The organism is Williamsia muralis, from assembly GCF_051487485.1.
In the GTDB taxonomy this organism is placed as follows: domain Bacteria; phylum Actinomycetota; class Actinomycetes; order Mycobacteriales; family Mycobacteriaceae; genus Williamsia; species Williamsia muralis_B.
Genome location: NZ_JAHVCV010000002.1, coordinates 1,031,523 through 1,049,815, shown reverse-complemented (window position 1 = coordinate 1,049,815; position 18,293 = coordinate 1,031,523). Strand labels below are relative to the sequence as shown.

Below are 18,293 nucleotides of genomic sequence, written 5' to 3'. Positions count from 1 at the left end.
TGTCGTATCGCGACGCATTGCACCGAGGCTGATGTGTCGATTCAGCATTTCGGGTTGGCGCGTGAGTTGGGGCTCGAGACCGTGGGGTTCTTGATGATGTCGCACAGTCAGCCTCCCGAGGTGCTTGCGAAGCAGGCGCGGATCATGGCTGATGCGGGTTGTCAGTGTGTGTATGTGGTGGATTCGGCCGGCGCACTGGTGCTCGAGCAGGTGTCGGATCGGGTGTCGGCATTGCGTGCCGAGCTGGGCGACGACGCTCAGATCGGTTTCCACGGACACGAGAACCTCGACATCGCGGTCGCCAATTCCATTGCGGCCGTTCGGGCAGGTGCTCAGCAGATCGACGGGTCGGTCCGCCGCTTCGGTGCCGGCGCAGGCAACACGCCCGTGGAGGCGTTTGTGGGTGTCTGCGACAAGCTGGGCATCAGCACCGGCATCGACTTCATGAAGATCGCCGATGCCGCGCAGGACGTGGTGCGGCCGGTCATGCCCACCGAATGCCTGGTCGACCGGCCGGCAATGATGATGGGTTACGCCGGGTGTTACAGCTCGTTCCTCAAGCACGCCGAGGGCCACGCCGAGAAGTACGGTGTGTCCGCCGCAGCGATCTTGATCGAGGCGGGCAGTCGAAAGCTTGTCGGCGGACAAGAAGATCAACTGATCGACATCGCCTTGGAGCTCAAGAAGAAGCAGGACGCGAACGCCGGCGTGTGAGAGTTCGCCGCAGGCATTGCCGCTGACTCGCGGACCCCGGTCTCCGGGAACACCGGACGCTACGATCGGGGTCCGAGCGTGCGTCCGCGCGTCGGTGATGCACTGATCAGGGGGAGAACATGACCTACGGTCCGCCATCCGGAAACAGCGGTGGGTTCCCGCCGCCTGGGGGTCCCGGTGGTCAGCCGCCCGGTGGCCATCAGCCGGGGGGATATCAGCCCGGCGGTCAGCAGCCCGGTGGGTACCAGCCCGGGGGTTATCAACCTGGCCATCAACCGGGACCCGGCTATCCGCCGCAGCAATCCGGTTATCAGTCTGCGTTCGGTTCCGCCGGTCCGAACCAGACGTCCGCCAAGAGTCGACTGCTCGCTCCCAGGTCGTCCAATTCCGCGGTGAGGTTCCCGGGCATCGCTCTCGCCGTTGGTGGCCTGCTGATCGTGCTGTTCAGCTTTTTCACCTGGGCGTCACAGGACTTCGGTGTGGGAAGCGTGTCGATCAGCGGCCTGGGTTCGGTGACCATCGACGCGGGCGACGACACGGCCGACTCGAGTGAGGTGGCCGACGCCGAGAGCGAGGCAGAGGCCGAAACCAGCGCGCCGGGCATCGTCACCATCGTCATCGGGCTCTTGCTGGCCGGTGCTGCTGTTCCGTTGATCATCAACAGGTATCCCGCCATCGCGGCAATCGCCGGGACGGTTCTGGGACTGGTCGCGGTGATCGTGTCCCTTGTGTTCATCGCCGACCCGGGCAGTGTTGTCATCGACGGCGATGCCGGTGACACCTCGGAGGTGGACGCGGGGTGGGCACTGTGGCTTGTGGTCCTCGGCGCGTTCATCACCTTGATCGCTGCCGGCGTCGCCACCTATTTGGCCTTGGCCGGTAAGGGCAGTCGGCCCGGGCCCGGAGTATCCGGCCCGCAGCAGCCGCAGGGTTACGGTCCACCGCCCCAACAGTTCGGTACTCCCGGCGGACAGGCCGGGGGATACGGGCAAGCGCCCGGGCCGTACTACGGCCCGCCCGGTTCGGGCAATCAGAGGCCCGGTCCGTACGGACAGTGAGGGTTACGACAAAAGAACACCACTCGCGATCGATCGCGAGTGGTGTTCTTGTCTCTGCGAGTAGCCCGGGTCAGTAGTAGCCGTCCGGGTCGACATCGGGTGATTCCTTGGGGATGATTCCCTCGCTCACACCGTGATCGATGCTGGCCGAGAGCCGGGGGCATGTCGGCAACATTGCGGGGTTTCCCCCTTCAGCCCGGATCCGGGTGAGTTCAGGACATTGCTCTCGCGCCTGTGCTGTCCACTGGACGCTCGTGTGGTGCGGGCTGTATTTCTTCACCATCACGCAGGCGTGGCAGGTGCGGCACTCGATCTCCCGCAGCCCACCCCGTAGGTAGTGCTCTTTGTCTCTCGACGTCGCTTCCCGGACCGCTGGGCCGCGCTCCGGATCCTGGCTGAGATCCGGAGCCTTCGACCAACTGATGCTCATGACGGGGCGGCGATCACGTGGCCGAAGCCGTCTCGGGCGTCGAGGCGTTCGCGGCTTCGCGCTCGGCCTTGAGGCGAATGTTCTCCTGGACCTCGATGTTCCAGTTCTCGACGGCCTTGGTGGTGTCGATCTCGTATTCGTAGCGCTGCGTCATCTCTTCGGTGACATCAGCAACGTCCACATAGAACTGGTCGTACCAGCGGCGCAGCTGGTAGACCGGGCCGTCCTCTTCCACCAGCAGCGGATTGTCGATGCGGCTCTTGTGCTTCCAGATCTCGACGTCCTGCAGGAACCCCACCTCGATACCGGCGGTGATCTTCGTGGCCATCTTGTCGGCCTGGTCCGCGGTCAAACCCTCGGGGATCTTCGCGATGACGCCGTACATGAGGACAAACGAGTTGTTGTCGATCGGGTAGTGGCAGTTGGTCAGGATCGTCTCGATCGCATAGCCGCCGTAGTACTGCACCATCGGGTTGAGCATGTAGGCGGGACCGTAGTAGGCGGCGATGGACTCGAGTTTGGTGTCGCCGTAAGCCGTCATGATGTCGACGTCCGGACGCCCGTGCGAGTTCATGTACTGCGCAGCGGTCTCGCCTTCGAAGACGTTCTTGAAGTAGTCGGGCAGCGAATAGTGCACGTAGAAGAAGTGCGCCATGTCGACGACGTTGTCGATGATCTCGCGACAGTTCGAACCCTCGATGACGATCTTGTTCCAGGTCCAGCCGGTCCACTGGTCGCTGTTCAATTCGTCGAGCTCGGGGATGATCACGTCGTCGGGGGGCGGGTTGCCCTCGGGGTCGTTGTAGACGAAGATCTGCGCGTTGCGGATCATGCCCGGCCACGAACGGGTCTTGGCCAGTTTGGGTGCCCGCTTGGCATACGGGACGCCGGCGCAACGCCCGTTGGCCTTCCATCGCCAGTCGTGGAACGGGCAGGCGACGTTGCCGTCCTTGATCGAGCCCTGCGACAGGTCGCCGCCCATGTGCCGGCAGTACGCGTCGAGGATCTTGAGCTCGCCGTCGGCGACCCAGACGACCAGTTTGGTGCCGAACACGGTGACCGGATGGGGCTTGCCGTCGTCGAAATCGGCAAGAAGGCCGAGGCAATGCCAACCGCGTGCGAATCGGGTCGGTGGCGTGCCGGTGTCGATCTCGCGTACCGCGCCACCGTCTGCGCTGGTGTCAACCGCTGTCAGGCGGGCCCCCTGCTCCAACTCCGACTCCGTACTCGTCATGTCTGCTCCCTAGTTCATCGATGCCGGCTGTGGGTCGGCATGTGCCGGGCCGCGTGGTTTAAGCGTTCCCGCTTACTAGAACATGTTACAAAACTTGCCAGGTACTCGCCAGGGAAGTGATCAAAACGGCATGAATCGGGGTAAACCTGCAGTACTCGACATAAATGAGAACGTGTTCTAGTCTTGCCGGAGAAGACTTTGTGGAACGAGAGTTAGGAATCGCGCGATGAGCGACCGCAGCCAAGAGGGCGCGCAGGTACTGGACAAGATCAGCGCACTGCTGCCCGAGATCGAACAGCGGGCACAGGAAGCAGAGGATCTGCGTCAGATTCCCGACGAGACGATCGCGTCGCTCGAGGACATCGGGTTCTTCAAGCTCATGCAGCCCGAGCAGTGGGGCGGTTACCAGGTCGACCCGGTGACGTTCTACGAGGCAGTGCGTCGGCTCGGCTCGGCCTGTGGCTCCACCGGATGGGTCTCGGGCATCATCGGCATCCACAACTGGCACCTGGCTCTCTTTCCGCAGCAGGCGCAGGAGGACGTGTGGGGCAAGGACACCTCTGTCCGTATCTCCTCGTCCTACGCCCCGATGGGTATGGGTGAAGTGGTCGACGGCGGCTACAAGGTCAACGGTTCGTGGGCATGGTCGTCGGGTTCGGGCCACGCGAGCTGGGTTGTCCTCGGCGGACCGGTCATCAAGAACGGTAAGCCCGTCGACTTCGTGAGCTTCCTGATCCCTCGCGAGGACTACGCCATCCGCGACGTGTGGAACGTGGTCGGGCTCAAGGGCACCGGATCCAACACCATCGACGTCAAGGACGTGTTCGTACCGAGCCACCGGATGCTCAGCTTCCGGGCGATGAGCACCGGCGAGGCTCCGGGCCTGGAGAAGAACACCGCGCCGGTCTACAAGATGCCCTGGGGCACAATCCATCCGAGCACCATCTCGGCGCCGATCGTGGGAATGGCCTACGGCGCCTACGCCGCACACGTCGAGCACCAGGGTAAGCGCGTGCGCGCCGCCTACGCCGGTGAGAAGGCGAAGGATGATCCATTCGCCAAGGTTCGCATCGCCGAGGCCGCCAGTGACATCGACGCGGCGTGGACCCAGCTCTCGGGCAACCTGCAGGCCGAGTACAACCTGCTGCTCGCGGGACAGGAAGTCCCGATGGAACTTCGGTTGAAGGCCCGTCGCGATCAGGTCCGCGCAACCGGCCGGGCCATCGCGTCGATCGACCGGCTCTTCGAGAACTCCGGAGCCCACGCCCTCGACAACGGCACCCCCATCCAGCGGTTCTGGCGCGACGCCCATGCAGGCCGCGTCCACGCGGCCAATGATGCAGAACGGGCCTATGTCGCCTACGGCAACGGCGAATTCGGGATCCCCATCGGTGACACCATGGTCTGACCCGCAAGCGGTCAGACGGACACGATGGTCTGAGTTCACCACCACCGACATCTCGCAAAGGAGCAGATCGACGATGACCGAAACCCTTGGCCCGATCCGTTCACTCGGTTACATGCGTATCGAGGCCACCGACATGCCGGCCTGGCGTGACTACGGTCTCAAGGTGCTGGGTATGCCCGAGGGCAGTGGCCCCACGGAGGGCGCCCTGTACCTGCGCATGGACGACTTCCCCGCGCGTCTCGTGATCACGCCAGGAGAGCGCGACCGTCTGGCGTCGTCCGGCTGGGAATGTGCCAACGCCGCTGCACTGCAAGAAGTCCGAGATCGATTGTCGGCAGCCGGCGTGGTCTTCCGCGAAGGCAAGGACGAAGAACTGGCCGACCGTCAGGTCGTGGAGATGGTGGTCTTCGAGGACCCGAGCGGCAACGTTCTCGAGGCGTTCCATGGTGTGGCACTGCAACACCGCCGGGTGGTGAGCCCTTACGGCCACAAATTCGTGACGGGCGAGCAGGGTTTGGGACACGTCGTCCTCACCACCGACGACGACGCAGCCTCGCTGCACTTCTACCGCGATGTGCTCGGATTCCGTCTGCGCGACTCGATGCGGCTGCCGCCGGAACTGGTCGGACGCGAACAGGGTGATGAGCCGCCATGGCTTCGGTTCTTCGGCTGCAACCCCCGCCACCACAGCCTGGCGTTCCTGCCGATCCCGAACGACACCGGCATCGTCCACCTGATGATCGAGGTGGAGAACACCGACGACGTGGGCCTCGCCCACGACCGGGCGTTGCGCAAGAAGGTCCCGATGTCGGCCACGCTGGGCCGCCACGTCAACGACCTGATGTACTCGTTCTACATGAAGACGCCGGGCGGATTCGACATCGAATTCGGTTGCGAGGGCAGGCAAGTCGACGACACCGACTGGGTGGCCCGCGAGAGCACGGCGGTCAGTCTCTGGGGCCACGACTTCTCCATCGGATTCAAGAACGCCTGACATGTCTCCTCATCCACGCGGTTCAGATGATTTCGACCCGCGGCAGTTCCGGACGGCCATGGGTCAGTTCTGCACCGGGGTCACCGTGATCACCACGATGACCACCGATGACGTCCCAGTTGGGTTCGCCTGCCAGTCGTTTGCAGCCCTGTCGCTCGATCCACCGCTGGTGCTGTTCTGCCCGATGAAGACCTCCCGCAGCTGGAAGGTCATCGAGCAGAGTAAGAAGTTCTGCGTCAACGTGTTGTCGACCAACCAGCAGGACGTCAGTGCCGCATTCGGCGCACCGGGTGATGACAAGTTCGCCGGGATCGACTGGGATCCCTCGCCTCTCGGCCTACCCGTCATCCGGCACTCGTTGTCATGGGTGGATTGTACGCTGGAGCGCGTCGATGACGGCGGCGACCATTTCATCGCGATAGGCCGGGTGCAGACTTTGGGAGAAGTGCTGCAAGACAAGCCTTTGCTGTTCTACCGTGGTGGATATCTGTCCACCGAATATCCGCGGGTCACTCCGGCCCAAGCGGAGCTGGAGAGCTTCCTCACCTGGACCGGCGGGGACACCTGGCTGTAGTTCCGGCCATCACAAGGGAGTGAGATGACAACAACCGTCACGAACGATGTGACCGCCCCCTTCGCCGCGGCCATCGCCGACGCCGAGAAGCTGATCACCTCAGCTGATTTCATCCGCAACGAGCAGGATCTGGCCGAGGGATACGACTACCTCGGCGGTAGCATCCGCGCGAGCCTGCAGATGGCATGGGCGTATGGCAAGACCCACCCGTTCTTCGTCACGTCCACGGGCCCCTACACGAAGATGGGGCTGGACAATCCCGACACGCTGTACTACCACGCCAACGTGCAGGCCGACGCGGAGTATCTGATCACCGGAAAGCGCGGCAACACAGCCGATCTCAGCTTTCAGGTTCTCAAGGGTGACTACACCGCGACCGACGTTCCCGGCGGCGACGACGCCTTCGACGACCGTCGGCTGACGATCGAAGCGGACGGGACCTACACGCTCCGCTTCGGACCGCCCAAGGCCGACCCGGGGCCCAATTACTTCGTTCTCGGTGAGGGATCGTCGATGCTCGCGGTGCGTGAGGTGTACAGCGACTGGATGCAGGAAAAGGGACAGATCCGGATCGAGCGGGTCGACACCGTGGGCAGCGCGCCGGTGGAGCCCGACCTCACGCAGATCACCCGCCGCTATCAGGTGGCAGGCAAGATGTTGCTGTCGCGGATCAACACCTGGTTCAACTTTCCGAAGTGGTTCTACCTGGATCTGCCGGTGAACACATTGACCGCGCCCCGGCTGACGCCGGGTGGGCTGAGCACCCAGTACTCATCGGTGGGTCACTACGACCTCGCCGACGACGAGGCGATGGTGATCACGGTGCCGAAATCCGATGCGCCGTACCAGGGTTTCCAGCTGGGCAGTATGTGGTACATCTCGCTGGACTACGTCAATCACCAGACCAGCCTCAATTCTGCTCAGGCGCAGGTGGATCCGGACGGGATGATCCGCTTGGTGGTCAGCAAGCAGGACCCGGGCATCGCCAACTGGATCGAGACAACCGGTAAACAGCGGGGTATCGCGCAGTTCCGGTGGCAGCGGGTCGCCCGCGAGCTGACCGATTCCGACGGTCCGACCGTCACGATCGTCAACGTGGCCGACGTGCCCGGCCACCTGCCGCACTTCGAGTCCAACACCATCGACGAGGCAGGCTGGCGTGAGCGAATAGCCACACGCCAGCGCGGATTCGCGCAGAGGATGCTGGGATGACCGCCACCGTGTCCACCGGCCTGCTCGAGGGCAAGGTCGTCGTGGTCGGGGGAGTGGGGCCGGGTCTCGGCCGCTCGATCAGTGTGCAGGCCGCTGCTGCCGGCGCCAAGGTGGTGCTCGCGGCCCGGACCGAGAGCCGGCTCGCCGAGGTGGCCAAGGAGATCGATGCCGCCGGCGGCATCGCGTTGCAGGTCCCCACCGACATCACCGATGATGCGGCCGTCGATTCCCTTGTCGCGGCGACGGTTGCCGAGTACGGCCGTGTCGACGTCCTGGTGAACAATGCCTTCTCGCTGCCTTCGATGAAGTCGTTGGCACGCACCGACTTCGACCACATCAGGTCGAGCCTGGACCTGACGGTCCTCGGTGGCCTGCGCATGACCAAGGCCTTCACCGACGAATTGGCCAAGGTGTCCGGTTCTGTGGTGATGATCAATTCCATGGTCCTGCGGCACTCGGAGCCGCGTTACGGCAGCTACAAACTCGCCAAGGCGGCCCTGCTCGCCATGTCGCAGACTCTCGCCACAGAGTTGGGCGACAAGGGCGTTCGTGTCAACAGCGTGCTACCCGGTTACATCTGGGACGACCAGCTGAAGTGGTACTTCGGTGAGGTCGCCAAGAAGTACGACATCACGCCGGAGGCCGTCTACGAACAGACCGCGTCCAAGTCCGACCTCAAACGTCTGCCCGAACCCGATGAGATCGCTCGGGCGGTGGTGTTCCTCGCCTCGGATTGGGCCAGCGCCATCACCGGCCAGACGCTGGACGTCAACTGCGGCGAGTACCACACCTGAGGAGCGAGATGACCATTCCGAGAACGAATGTGGGCACGGTCGAGGATCTGCATGCTTCGGCGACGAAGGCGTGTGGGCTCGACGACTTCGGTCAGGATGACTACACCGAGGCTCTTGGTGTCCTGCTGGAGTCGTACGAGCGCGATGCGGGACTCACCGAGCTCGGCAGCAAGATGAACCGCTTCTTCCTCCGGGGTGCGCTGGTCGCCCGATTGCTCAGCGAGGCATCGTGGAAAGCCAATCCCGAGTACGTCTCCGCGCCGGTGGAACGCCCCATCTTCGTCACCGGGTTGCCCCGTACCGGGACAACCGCCCTGCACCGGCTGCTCACCGCGGATCCGGGCCACCAGGGTCTGGAGATGTGGCTTGCCGAGTTCCCGCAGCCCCGGCCTCCGCGTGACACCTGGGAGGCGAACCCGGTCTTCCAGCAGATCCAGGCCGGCCTCGAACAGCACCACGTGGAGAATCCGGAGTTCATGGGGCTGCACTACATGAGTGCCTCCGACGTCGAAGAGTGCTGGCAGTTGCTGCGTCAGACCATGAAGTCGATCTCCTACGAATCCCTGTCGTATCTCCCGACCTACTCCCAGTGGCTGCAGAAGCAGGACTGGACCAACGCTTACACGCGGCACAAGAAGAACCTCCAGTTGATCGGGCTGAATCAGCCAGAGCGTCGCTGGGTGCTGAAGAACCCCAGTCATCTGTTCGCGCTCGATGAATTGATGGCCGTCTATCCGGACGCGTTGATCATCCAGACCCACCGGCCACCCGCGACGATCATCCCGTCGATGTGCAGTCTTGCCGAGCATGCGGGCGAGGGATGGTCGACCGTGTTCACGGGTGAACTGATCGGCAAGACGCAACTCGAGTTGTGGTCACGAGGGCTGCACGCTTTCAATGCGGCACGGTCCAAGTACAACCCGGATCAGTTCATCGACATCGACTTCCGCGACTTCCGCACCGACCCCATGGGCACGGTCGAAACGATCTACCGCACATTCGGACTGAACCTCACCGATGATGCGGCGTCGGCGATGCGAGCACTCGACGAGGAGAGCAAGTCGGGCGACCGCAAACCCGTCCACAAGTACTCCCTGGAGGACTACGGCCTCACCGAGGCCGAGGTGAACGCGGCTTTCGCCTGACCGGGCAGTCGCTCGTCGTGGACGGGTGACGGTGTCTCGCTGAGTGGATATCCGGAGTCTTGACTCCGCTTGTGGTGCTAACTTCAGAGCAGCATGCGGAGTGGTCTCTCCGGTTCGAGCTCAGGAGCTGTATGGACATCGCACCCAAGCGGACGCACTATCGGGTCACGTTCACCGTGATCACCGTGGGCGTGGCCGCGTTCGCGTTGCTGCAGTCCCTGGTGATACCGGTACTGCCGACGATCCAGGTGTCCCTCGGGACGACGCAGACCGACGTGACCTGGGTGCTCACCGCCTACCTCCTCTCCGCGTCGGTGTTCACGCCGATCATGGGTCGCCTCGGGGACATGTACGGCAAGAAGCTGCTGTTCGTTGTTGCGCTGGCCGCGCTGGGAATCGGTTCGTTGCTGGCTGCGCTGGCGGCGTCGCTGTCGGTGATGGTGGTCGCGCGTGTGATCCAGGGTGTCGGTGGCGGCGTCCTGCCCTTGGCCTTCGGGATCATCCGTGACGAGTTCCCCGAGAAGAAGGTGCCCGGCGCTGTCGGGATGGTGGCGGCCCTGACATCGCTGGGCGCCGGTCTGGGTGTTGTGCTGGCCGGGCCGATCGTCGATGTGCTCACCTATCACTGGCTGTTCTGGATTCCGCTGATCATGACCACCATCGCGGGTGTGGCGGCCTACGTCTTCATCCCGGAGTCGAAGGGCCGGGCCCCGGGCAGGGTCAACTGGGTCACCGCGTTGTTGCTGTCAGCGTGGCTGGTGGCTCTGCTGCTCGGTGTCAGCCAGGCACCCAAGTGGGGCTGGACCTCACCCGAGGTTGTCGGATTGCTCGTGACCGCTGCGTTCTTCCTGGTGGTGTGGATCGTGGCCGAAGCGCGATCGGCCAATCCGCTCATCGACATGAAGATGATGCGGATGCGCACCGTCTGGGCCGCGAACCTGGTTGCGCTGATGATGGGTATCGGGATGTATGCCGGGTTCGGATTCCTGCCGCAGTTCGTGCAGACCCCGACATCGGCGGGATACGGATTCGGGGCATCGGTCAGTGAGTCGGGCCTGATGATGTTGCCCAGCTCGGTCTTCATGTTCATCCTCGGACTCGGCGCCGGGCGCCTGTCGGCTCGCTTCGGCTCGAAGAACCTGTTGACGGTGGGGACTCTCGTCAGCGCCGCCGGATACTTCTTCGTCGCGTTCCGTCACTCCAGCGAAGCGGACATCTTCGCCGCGATGTGCCTGTCGGGTATCGGTATGGGACTTGCGTTCTCCGCCATGGCAAACGTTGTCGTCGCGGCGGTGCCACCCCATCAGACCGGAGTCGCCAGTGGCATGAACGCCAACATCAGAACCATCGGCGGTTCGCTGGGCGCAGCGTTCATGGGGACTGTGGTCACCGCGGGCGCCACACCGTCGGGACTGCCCAAGGAATCGGGCTACACCCACGGCTTCATCATGCTGGGGGTCGCCGTGTGCCTGGGAGCTGTTGCCACCCTTTTCATCCCGTCGGTCAAACGTGGAGGGGCGGCATTGAACGAGACCGCAGACCTCGCACACGCCGAACTCGCGATGGTTGCCGGCGGTACCCTCGCCGGTGACAAGTCGGAATGAGGGCGGCCATGGGTGTGCAGGCCACCGCGGACGGTGGGAAAGTGCTGCGGCGTGACGCTGCGGAGAATCGACGACGACTGCTGGACGCAGCGGCAAAAGTGTTCAGCGAACGCGGGCTCGATGCCGGGGTCGAGGAGATCGCCCGGGTGGCCGGTGTCGGGATGGGCACGCTGTACCGGCGATTCCCCACCAAGGACGCATTGATCAGTGAACTCGTACGGCAGTTGCTCACCGATCTGGTGGCGATGGCCAGGGCCGCGCGTGACGTGACCGACGGTTCTGGTCTGGAACAATTGCTGTTCGACACCGGTGCCATTCAGGCGTCGCATCGCGGCTGTGTGTCGCGGATGTGGAACGACGAGCACACGGCGTTGCTCAGAGACGAGTTCCGCACGATCCTGGCCGAATTGTTGGCCGTTGCTCAAGATGCCGGACGGATTCGTCTCGACGTCACCGTCACCGACCTCGACCTCGTCTTCTGGGCGGTCAGGGGCGTCGTCGAGACCACGCGCGGTGTCAGTGACACGGCATGGCGGCGACATCTGGCGTTGGTGATCGCCGGACTGCGGCCAGGGGGTGAGGAGCTGTCGGAGCCTCCGGTCGGCGAGCGTGAGGTGGCGTTGGCGAAGATGCGGATACTCGCCGGCTGAACGGCCCCGTCGTGAACGTCGAGCGCCGCGACAGCCGCATTCAGCGCGCGAGCGCGTGGGCGACGCGATCGGCAGCAGAGGCCACCGACGTGCCCAGGTGCGCCATCTCGTCGGCGCTCATCTCGCGGTTGGGGCACACGACGATCGACGCGATGACGGTGCCCTCGGAATCGATGATCGGGGCGCCGATCGTGACCACGGCGACAACTCCGACGGATTCCTCCGGCAGATAGTCGATGGTGGTCAGTTCGGCCAGCAGCCCCGCCACCCGTGAGCGCACCGTGTCCGAGACCGGTGAATCACGCAGTGACGCAAGTGCGTCGATCATCTCGGCGTGATCACCGGTGAGGCGCTCCACCGCATACCCGCGATCGCAGATCACTTCCAGCACGTCGTGCAGTCGGTCGCGGGCACCCGGCGGTGCCGAGTCGATCCACTGCTGCCGTTCGGCTTCAGGCGCCCACGCGACGAACTCTCGGCACACTGGTGGGCGTAGTGCGATGCGCCGGCCGGGCCTGATCCAATGCATGTCCGGTACCCCGACGAGTTCTGTGACGGTGATCTGTTCACCCACGCGTTCGGCGAGGAACGCCGGCATGTCGAGGTCCGCAGCGAGTTCATGGATCATCGGAGCTGCCAAGCGCCGCAACGGATAGCCACGTTCGGCCTGCCGCGCCAAGGCGACGAAACCGGCGCCGATCGCGAACTGTCCGTCTTCTCGCGACACCCAGCCGTCGATGGTGAGTTGGGTCAGCACCGCGTGGGCGGTGGCTCTGGAAAACCCTGTGCGACGGACTATTTCCGCCAGCGTCAGGCGGCCGCCGGTCTGTTCGGCCAGCAGTTCGATCACCCGGACCACACGTTGCGTGGGTGGCGAGGGTTGACCCGCAGGCATGCTGTCGCTTACCGTCACTGTCATATTTTCAAACACTAGTGTCGGATATTCGACAGGTCAAGTCCTGGCGAGGCGAACGACGCGAGAGGATTCTCACGGTGCTGACAACGGGGTACGAGCTCACCCATCTGGCCGCGCTCGAGGCGGAATCGGTCTACATCTTCCGAGAGGTCGCCGCGACGGCACAGCGGCCGGTGCTGCTGTTCTCCGGCGGCAAGGACTCGGTGGTGATGTTCCACGTGGCGCGCAAGGCGTTCTGGCCTGCGCCCGTTCCCTTCCCGCTCATGCATGTGGACACCGGACACAATTTCGACGAGGTCATCGACTACCGGGATCGGGTTGTCGAGAAGACCGGTGTCCGACTGGTGGTTTCGAGTGTGCAGGACGACATCGACGCCGGCCGGGTGGTGGAGCAGACCGGTCCCGGTGCCAGTCGTAACCGGTTGCAGACCACATCGCTCCTGCGGGGGATCCGGGAGAACAATTTCGACGCCGTCTTCGGTGGCGCGCGACGCGATGAGGAGAAGGCGCGCGCCAAGGAGCGGGTCTTCAGCTTCCGAGACGAGTTCGGCGCCTGGGATCCACGAGCGCAACGGCCCGAATTGTGGAACCTCTACAACGGCCGCCACAACAAAGGTGAGCACATCCGGGTGTTCCCCCTGAGCAACTGGACCGAACTCGACATCTGGCAGTACATCGCCGCCGAGGAGATAGAACTGCCGAGCATCTACTACGCCCATCGGCGCGAAGTGGTGCCCAGGGACGGGATGCTGCTGGCCAAGACGCCGTATGTGGAACTCGCCCCCGGCGAGACGGTGCACACCGAGCAGGTGCGGTTCCGGACGGTCGGCGACGCGACGTGCACCGGATGTGTGCTCAGTGACGCCGTCACGGTCGAGCAGGTCATCGATGAAGTGGCTGCCACCAGACTCACCGAACGCGGAGCAACCCGAGCCGACGACCGAATCTCGGAGTCCGGCATGGAAGATCGCAAGAAAGAAGGATACTTCTGATGACCGTCGACCAAGAGCTGATCATCGGCGAGCCCGTGCGGCGCGGACGGAAAGAGTTGCTGCGGTTGGCAACTGCGGGAAGCGTCGACGACGGCAAGTCCACACTGATCGGTCGGCTGCTGTACGACTCGAAGAGCATCTTCACCGACCAGATGGAGTCGATCGAGCGCACCAGCTCCGAGCGAGGCGACGAATACGCCAACCTCGCACTGCTGACCGATGGCCTTCGTGCCGAGCGCGAGCAGGGCATCACCATCGACGTGGCGTACCGGTACTTCGCAACACCCAAGCGCAAGTTCATCATCGCCGACACCCCCGGGCATGTGCAGTACACCCGCAACATGGTGACGGGGGCATCCACCGCCGATGTGGCACTCGTTCTCATCGACGCCCGCAAAGGTGTGCTCGAGCAGACCCGCAGGCACGCTTTCCTGTCGTCGTTGCTCGGCATCGCGCACATCGTCTTGTGTGTGAACAAGATGGACCTGGTGGATTGGTCGGAAGAACGATTCACCGAGATCAAGGACGAGTTCAGCGCGTTCGCCAGCAAACTCAACGTGACCGACCTCAGCTTCATCCCGGTGTCGGCCCTGCTCGGGGACAACGTGGTCGATCCGTCGGAACACATGCCCTGGTATCGGGGGACCTCGCTGCTCGGACACCTCGAAGACGTCCACATCGCCTCGGACCGCAATTTCATCGACGCCCGACTTCCGGTGCAGTACGTGATCCGTCCTCAGGTCAGCGACGGATCGGACCATCGCAGCTACGCCGGAACCATCGCCAGCGGAACGTTCAAGCCCGGCGACGAAGTGGTGGTGCTGCCCAGTGGATTCAGCACCACCGTGGCCGAGATCTGGGGCCCCGGCGGCAGCAAGCTCGACGAGGCATTCGCGCCGATGGCCGTGTCCGTCTCGCTCGCCGACGAAATCGACATCACCCGTGGAGAGATGCTTGCCCGCCCCAACAATCGACCGTACGTAGGCCGCGACATCGATGCGATGGTGTGCTGGTTCTCCGAGGACACCGAGTTGAAGCCGGGCAACCGCTACACCATCCAGAGCTCGACCCGCGAGTCGAAGGCCGTGATCGGCGACCTCACCTATCGGCTCGACGTCAACTCCCTCCATCGCGAGGAGGGGCCACAGGAGTTGCGGCTCAACGAGATCGGGCGCGTCCGCCTGCGCACCCAGCAGCCCATGATGTTCGACTCGTACCGTCAGCATCGCTTCACGGGTAGCTTCATCTTGATGGACGAGGCGACGAACAAGACCGTCGGCGCCGGGATGATCAACGGGCCGGTCAGCAACGACTCCCACGTGGTCTGGCACAGCTCGTCGGTGACCAGGGAGCAGCGCTCCCATCGTGGGGCGACCATCTGGTTGACGGGGCTGTCGGGCTCCGGTAAGTCGTCGATCGCATCGGAACTGGAACGATCGATGGTGGCCGAAGGCCGTCCGGCCTATCTGATGGACGGCGACAACCTCCGCCACGGGCTGAACTCCGATCTCGGGTTCGGTGACGACGATCGCCGGGAGAACATCCGGCGCACCGCCGAGGTCGCGGCACTGTTCGCGGACTCGGGTGCGGTCGCGATCGTTTCGCTGATCAGTCCTTTCGCCGCCGAACGCGAGCGGGCGCGCGAGGTCCATGCCGAGCGCGGCCTTCCCTTCTTCGAGGTGTTTGTCGACACGCCGCTCGAGGTTTGCGAGGAACGCGACCCGAAGGGGCTGTACGCGAAGGCACGTCGCGGTGAGGTCGCACATTTCACCGGCATCAGTTCGCCCTATGAGCGGCCGGAAGCGGCGGACGTCGTCATCACCCCCGGTGACGGTGCGCCTGCCGACGTCGCGGAGGCCATTCGCCGTAACCTGGGCGTGTGACTGTGACCTCATCCGATGCAGAGCTTGCCGGTCGTCTTGCCACCGAGGCCGGCAATCTGCTGGTCGAACTCCGAAAAGACCCATCGCTGAACGGCAAAGAACTCGGCAAGGCCGGGGACCTGCGCTCCAACGAGTTCCTACTGGACGCGCTCGCGCGGGAACGGCCGGGCGACTCCGTGCTGTCCGAGGAATCGGCCGACGATCTGTCCCGGCTCGATGCCGACCGTGTGTGGATCGTCGACCCGGTGGACGGCACGAAGGAATACGGTCTGGACGACCACACCGATTGGGCTGTGCACGTTGCACTGTGGGAAAAGGGCCTGGGGCTGACGGTCGGCGCGGTCTCGCTGCCGGGGCTCGGCGTCACCTACATCAACGATGGGACGCCGGTGCCGCCCACCACCGGTCTGGCGAGAACACCGCGGGGCGACAAGCCGCGAGTGGTCATCAGCGGCTCGCGGCCTCCAGCTTTCGCCGAGTCGGTCGCCACGGCCATCGGTGGTGAGCTGCTCCCGATGGGATCGGCAGGCGCCAAGGCGATGGCAGTGGTTCGGGGTGAGGCCGACGCGTACGTGCACGCCGGTGGACAGTACGAGTGGGACTCGGCCGCGCCGGTGGCTGTGGCGAAGTCACAAGGGTTGTGGTGCAGTCGAACCGACGGACTGTCGCTGGAGTACAACCAGCGCGACGTCTACCTACCCGATCTTGTCATCTGCAGGCCTGAACTCGCCGAGTCGATCTTGGATGTGACCCGAGCTGCAGGCTGAGGATTCGCGGGGCTGGCCTACCGGGCCCGGCCTTGTGCGCTCCGCAATCCGCCGAGCACACCGGCCAGAGCGGCCTGCATGTCCGAGGCCTCGATGCGCATGAGTGCGTCGTCGTCGAGGTCGGCGAGTTCGATGGTGCCGCTTGTCAGCCGGTGTTCGCGTTCTTCCTCGGCGCTCTCGACCACGTTACGGACGAAGCGCCCGTTGCCTGCAAGGTCGATCATCCGACGCTCACGGCCGGAATCATCGAGCTCGATCTGATGACACAGGGGAGCGCACGCCATCTCGAGTTCCCGGAGCGCTTCCGCCGACAGCAACGAATCACGCTTGCGGGCAAGAAGATCCGCGATCTGGATGAGTTCGGTGGGACTGTAGGAGTCGAATCTGATGCGCTTGGAGAACCGTGACGACATTCCCTCGTTCGCGGCGAGCAACCGGTCGATCTCTGCGTCATAGCCGGCGATGATCACCACCAGCCGGTCGCGGTCGTCTTCCATCCGCGCGAGCAAGGTGTCGACGGCTTCGCGACCGAACGCGTCGCCGCCGGAGAGGCCACTCTGCACCAGCGTGTAGGCCTCATCGATGAACAGCACGCCGTCCATCGCGCGGTCGATCACCTCAGATGTCTTGATGGCCGTGCTACCGAGGTGTTCGCCCACCAGGTCACGACGTGAGACCTGCACCACCGCATCGGTTTTGATGAGACCGAGCCCGCAATAGATCTTGGCGACGATGCGCGAGATGGTGGTCTTGCCGGTACCGGGTGGACCGGTGAATGCCAGGTGCAGACTGCGTGGGCCGGTCGCGAGACCCTTGTCCGATCGGATCTTTGCCAGGGTGGCTGCCGACTGCAGCTTGGTCACCTGGCTCTTGACCGATTCGAGGCCGATCTGCTCGGCGAGTTCGGCCTGTGCCGCCGCGAGCAGACTTCCCTCGGAGTCGTCCGGAGCAGAGGCAGAGGCCGCGACCGTCACTGCTGCAGTGGCCGGGTCCCAGCGGTCGCTACGAGAGTCGATCGCCTCGGCGGTGGTGATGACCAATCGGAAACGCTGATCCGAGAGGGCCTTGGTGTTGGCCGCGAACGAGGGGTCGCGGGAATACACGGCCTCGAACTGTTCGCGAGCAGGCGCCTCCATGCCCTGTTCGCGTAATGCCAGCCCGTGGGTGAACATCGCCGCCGTCGCCGCCGCTGGGATCGGCCCGTTCGCCGCGGCTTCGAGCCGTCGCACACCTTCGGTGAACAGGCCCATCTGCACGCACGCCGATCCGGCCATCAGATCGGCGCCGGCGTTCATGTACTCGTCCGTCCACGTATTCGACGGAGCCAGTGCGGTGAGCACGTCGGTCCAGCGCTGGGTGCGGAAGTGCAGGCTGGCCCGTAGGTAGTCCACGATCGGTGGCCGGCCCCGGCCGGCACATTCATCGGCCGCCTCGTCGAGGGCGTCCTCGGCTCCTTGGTAGTCGGCGCCGGCGATCAGGGTGGCCGCGTACGCCACGATGGCCTCGGTGCGGTCTGCCAGCGGGTAGTCGATGTACAGGCCGGTGGAGAACCGGCCGGACAACGTCCGCGGCGGAAGTCCCAGCCGACGCTGCTCGGCCCCGATCGTCGCCCGGCTGCGGTACAGCTGGAGCACTACGGAGGCCGAGTTGTCTCCGGATGCCACCCGCCCCAGCCATGCGTCGGCCATCATCGGCGCCCACTCGGTGGCCCGGGTGAACGCGAGCGCGGCCTTGGCCGGGTCGGCCGGATACTGTTCGCCGTCGATCGGTATCCCCGACGACCGGACCGCGAAGTCGAACAACTGGCGTGCCTTGGCGGCAGACGAGCGTGACTGCCCTGCGTCGATCATGGTCGTTTCCCCCTGTGTACCGACCAGCCGAACGACGAATCAGCTGGTCTGGCCCCCCGCGCACAGTT

The 18,293-nt window shown here is 64.3% G+C and carries 17 protein-coding genes; 13 read left to right on the top strand and 4 right to left on the bottom strand.

What is annotated here, in order from left to right; translation table 11 throughout:
• Together dmpG and KXR83_RS08335 are read left to right on the top strand one after the other, a co-directional pair.
• Positions 1 to 714, top strand: a 714-nt coding sequence (gene dmpG, locus KXR83_RS08340) for a 4-hydroxy-2-oxovalerate aldolase (protein WP_437424421.1), incomplete at its 5' end; no start/stop codon positions are given.
• A 119-nt stretch (positions 715 to 833) separates the two neighbouring features.
• Positions 834 to 1,772, top strand: coding sequence for a hypothetical protein (locus KXR83_RS08335; protein WP_437424420.1), 939 nt, complete (start codon positions 834 to 836; stop codon positions 1,770 to 1,772).
• Between the two features lie 70 nt (positions 1,773 to 1,842).
• On the opposite strand, the gene KXR83_RS08330 is transcribed toward KXR83_RS08335, so the two are convergent.
• Positions 1,843 to 2,202: a hypothetical protein gene (locus tag KXR83_RS08330; RefSeq protein ID WP_437424419.1), complete on the bottom strand. Its 360-nt coding sequence runs from the start codon at positions 2,200 to 2,202 to the stop codon at positions 1,843 to 1,845.
• Between the two features lie 13 nt (positions 2,203 to 2,215).
• Positions 2,216 to 3,436 (bottom strand): Rieske 2Fe-2S domain-containing protein, encoded by a 1,221-nt coding sequence (locus KXR83_RS08325; RefSeq protein WP_437424418.1) that lies wholly within the window; start codon positions 3,434 to 3,436, stop codon positions 2,216 to 2,218.
• 226 nt (positions 3,437 to 3,662) lie between these two features.
• Between KXR83_RS08325 and hsaA the strand changes: the two genes are divergently transcribed.
• The 8 genes from hsaA to KXR83_RS08285 all read left to right on the top strand — a co-directional run bounded on the left by hsaA (position 3,663) and on the right by KXR83_RS08285 (position 11,817).
• Positions 3,663 to 4,844 (top strand): 3-hydroxy-9,10-secoandrosta-1,3,5(10)-triene-9,17-dione monooxygenase oxygenase subunit, encoded by a 1,182-nt coding sequence (gene hsaA / locus KXR83_RS08320; protein ID WP_437424417.1) that lies wholly within the window; start codon positions 3,663 to 3,665, stop codon positions 4,842 to 4,844.
• Positions 4,845 to 4,917: 73 nt separating this feature from the next.
• Positions 4,918 to 5,838, top strand: a complete 921-nt coding sequence (gene hsaC, locus KXR83_RS08315) for an iron-dependent extradiol dioxygenase HsaC (protein WP_437424416.1) — start codon at positions 4,918 to 4,920, stop codon at positions 5,836 to 5,838.
• A 1-nt stretch (position 5,839) separates the two neighbouring features.
• The gene (gene hsaB / locus KXR83_RS08310) at positions 5,840 to 6,412 is read left to right on the top strand and encodes a 3-hydroxy-9,10-secoandrosta-1,3,5(10)-triene-9,17-dione monooxygenase reductase subunit (protein ID WP_437424415.1); all 573 of its coding nucleotides are present in this window, start codon (positions 5,840 to 5,842) and stop codon (positions 6,410 to 6,412) included.
• A gap of 24 nt (positions 6,413 to 6,436) precedes the next feature.
• Complete coding sequence (locus KXR83_RS08305) at positions 6,437 to 7,624, top strand: hypothetical protein (RefSeq protein WP_437424414.1); 1,188 nt, start codon at positions 6,437 to 6,439, stop codon at positions 7,622 to 7,624.
• On the top strand, positions 7,621 to 8,418 hold the full coding sequence (locus tag KXR83_RS08300; protein WP_437424413.1) for an SDR family oxidoreductase: 798 nt from the start codon (positions 7,621 to 7,623) through the stop codon (positions 8,416 to 8,418). Before KXR83_RS08305 ends, KXR83_RS08300 begins: the two co-directional genes overlap by 4 nt.
• Before the next feature lie 8 nt (positions 8,419 to 8,426).
• Complete coding sequence (locus KXR83_RS08295) at positions 8,427 to 9,563, top strand: sulfotransferase family protein (RefSeq protein ID WP_437424412.1); 1,137 nt, start codon at positions 8,427 to 8,429, stop codon at positions 9,561 to 9,563.
• A 131-nt stretch (positions 9,564 to 9,694) separates the two neighbouring features.
• The gene (locus tag KXR83_RS08290; RefSeq protein WP_437424411.1) at positions 9,695 to 11,167 is read left to right on the top strand and encodes an MFS transporter; all 1,473 of its coding nucleotides are present in this window, start codon (positions 9,695 to 9,697) and stop codon (positions 11,165 to 11,167) included.
• 8 nt (positions 11,168 to 11,175) lie between these two features.
• Positions 11,176 to 11,817 carry a TetR/AcrR family transcriptional regulator gene (locus KXR83_RS08285; protein WP_437424410.1) on the top strand — a complete coding sequence of 214 codons (642 nt, stop codon included), beginning with the start codon at positions 11,176 to 11,178 and terminating at the stop codon, positions 11,815 to 11,817.
• Between the two features lie 40 nt (positions 11,818 to 11,857).
• Here KXR83_RS08285 and KXR83_RS08280 read toward each other — a convergent pair whose 3' ends face one another.
• Positions 11,858 to 12,736: an IclR family transcriptional regulator gene (locus KXR83_RS08280; protein ID WP_437424409.1), complete on the bottom strand. Its 879-nt coding sequence runs from the start codon at positions 12,734 to 12,736 to the stop codon at positions 11,858 to 11,860.
• A gap of 74 nt (positions 12,737 to 12,810) precedes the next feature.
• Here KXR83_RS08280 and cysD point away from each other — a divergent pair, with 74 nt between their 5' ends.
• Genes cysD through KXR83_RS08265 form a run of 3 tightly spaced genes read left to right on the top strand, consistent with a single transcriptional unit; the run spans position 12,811 to position 16,375 of the window.
• Entirely contained in the window at positions 12,811 to 13,725 is a 915-nt protein-coding gene (cysD, locus tag KXR83_RS08275) for a sulfate adenylyltransferase subunit CysD (RefSeq protein WP_437424408.1), read from the top strand.
• Positions 13,725 to 15,608 (top strand): adenylyl-sulfate kinase, encoded by a 1,884-nt coding sequence (cysC, locus tag KXR83_RS08270; protein ID WP_437424407.1) that lies wholly within the window; start codon positions 13,725 to 13,727, stop codon positions 15,606 to 15,608. Before cysD ends, cysC begins: the two co-directional genes overlap by 1 nt.
• A complete protein-coding gene (locus KXR83_RS08265) occupies positions 15,605 to 16,375 on the top strand; it encodes a 3'(2'),5'-bisphosphate nucleotidase CysQ (RefSeq protein ID WP_437424406.1) in 771 nt (256 codons plus the stop codon). Before cysC ends, KXR83_RS08265 begins: the two co-directional genes overlap by 4 nt.
• Positions 16,376 to 16,392: 17 nt before the next feature.
• Here the strand turns inward: KXR83_RS08265 and eccA are convergent, their stop codons facing one another.
• Positions 16,393 to 18,225, bottom strand: coding sequence for a type VII secretion AAA-ATPase EccA (eccA, locus tag KXR83_RS08260; RefSeq protein WP_437424405.1), 1,833 nt, complete (start codon positions 18,223 to 18,225; stop codon positions 16,393 to 16,395).
• Positions 18,226 to 18,293 lie beyond the last annotated feature (68 nt).

Bases quoted from the DNA above. Each gene is read 5' to 3' on its own strand.
- KXR83_RS08335 (WP_437424420.1), top strand. From the start codon at position 834: ATGACCTACGGTCCGCCATCCGGAAACAGCGGTGGGTTCCCGCCGCCT.
- KXR83_RS08330 (WP_437424419.1), bottom strand. From the start codon at position 2,202: ATGAGCATCAGTTGGTCGAAGGCTCCGGATCTCAGCCAGGATCCGGAG.
- KXR83_RS08325 (WP_437424418.1), bottom strand. From the start codon at position 3,436: ATGACGAGTACGGAGTCGGAGTTGGAGCAGGGGGCCCGCCTGACAGCG.
- hsaA (WP_437424417.1), top strand. From the start codon at position 3,663: ATGAGCGACCGCAGCCAAGAGGGCGCGCAGGTACTGGACAAGATCAGC.
- hsaC (WP_437424416.1), top strand. From the start codon at position 4,918: ATGACCGAAACCCTTGGCCCGATCCGTTCACTCGGTTACATGCGTATC.
- hsaB (WP_437424415.1), top strand. From the start codon at position 5,840: ATGTCTCCTCATCCACGCGGTTCAGATGATTTCGACCCGCGGCAGTTC.
- KXR83_RS08305 (WP_437424414.1), top strand. From the start codon at position 6,437: ATGACAACAACCGTCACGAACGATGTGACCGCCCCCTTCGCCGCGGCC.
- KXR83_RS08300 (WP_437424413.1), top strand. From the start codon at position 7,621: ATGACCGCCACCGTGTCCACCGGCCTGCTCGAGGGCAAGGTCGTCGTG.
- KXR83_RS08295 (WP_437424412.1), top strand. From the start codon at position 8,427: ATGACCATTCCGAGAACGAATGTGGGCACGGTCGAGGATCTGCATGCT.
- KXR83_RS08290 (WP_437424411.1), top strand. From the start codon at position 9,695: ATGGACATCGCACCCAAGCGGACGCACTATCGGGTCACGTTCACCGTG.
- KXR83_RS08285 (WP_437424410.1), top strand. From the start codon at position 11,176: ATGGGTGTGCAGGCCACCGCGGACGGTGGGAAAGTGCTGCGGCGTGAC.
- KXR83_RS08280 (WP_437424409.1), bottom strand. From the start codon at position 12,736: ATGACAGTGACGGTAAGCGACAGCATGCCTGCGGGTCAACCCTCGCCA.
- cysC (WP_437424407.1), top strand. From the start codon at position 13,725: ATGACCGTCGACCAAGAGCTGATCATCGGCGAGCCCGTGCGGCGCGGA.
- eccA (WP_437424405.1), bottom strand. From the start codon at position 18,225: ATGATCGACGCAGGGCAGTCACGCTCGTCTGCCGCCAAGGCACGCCAG.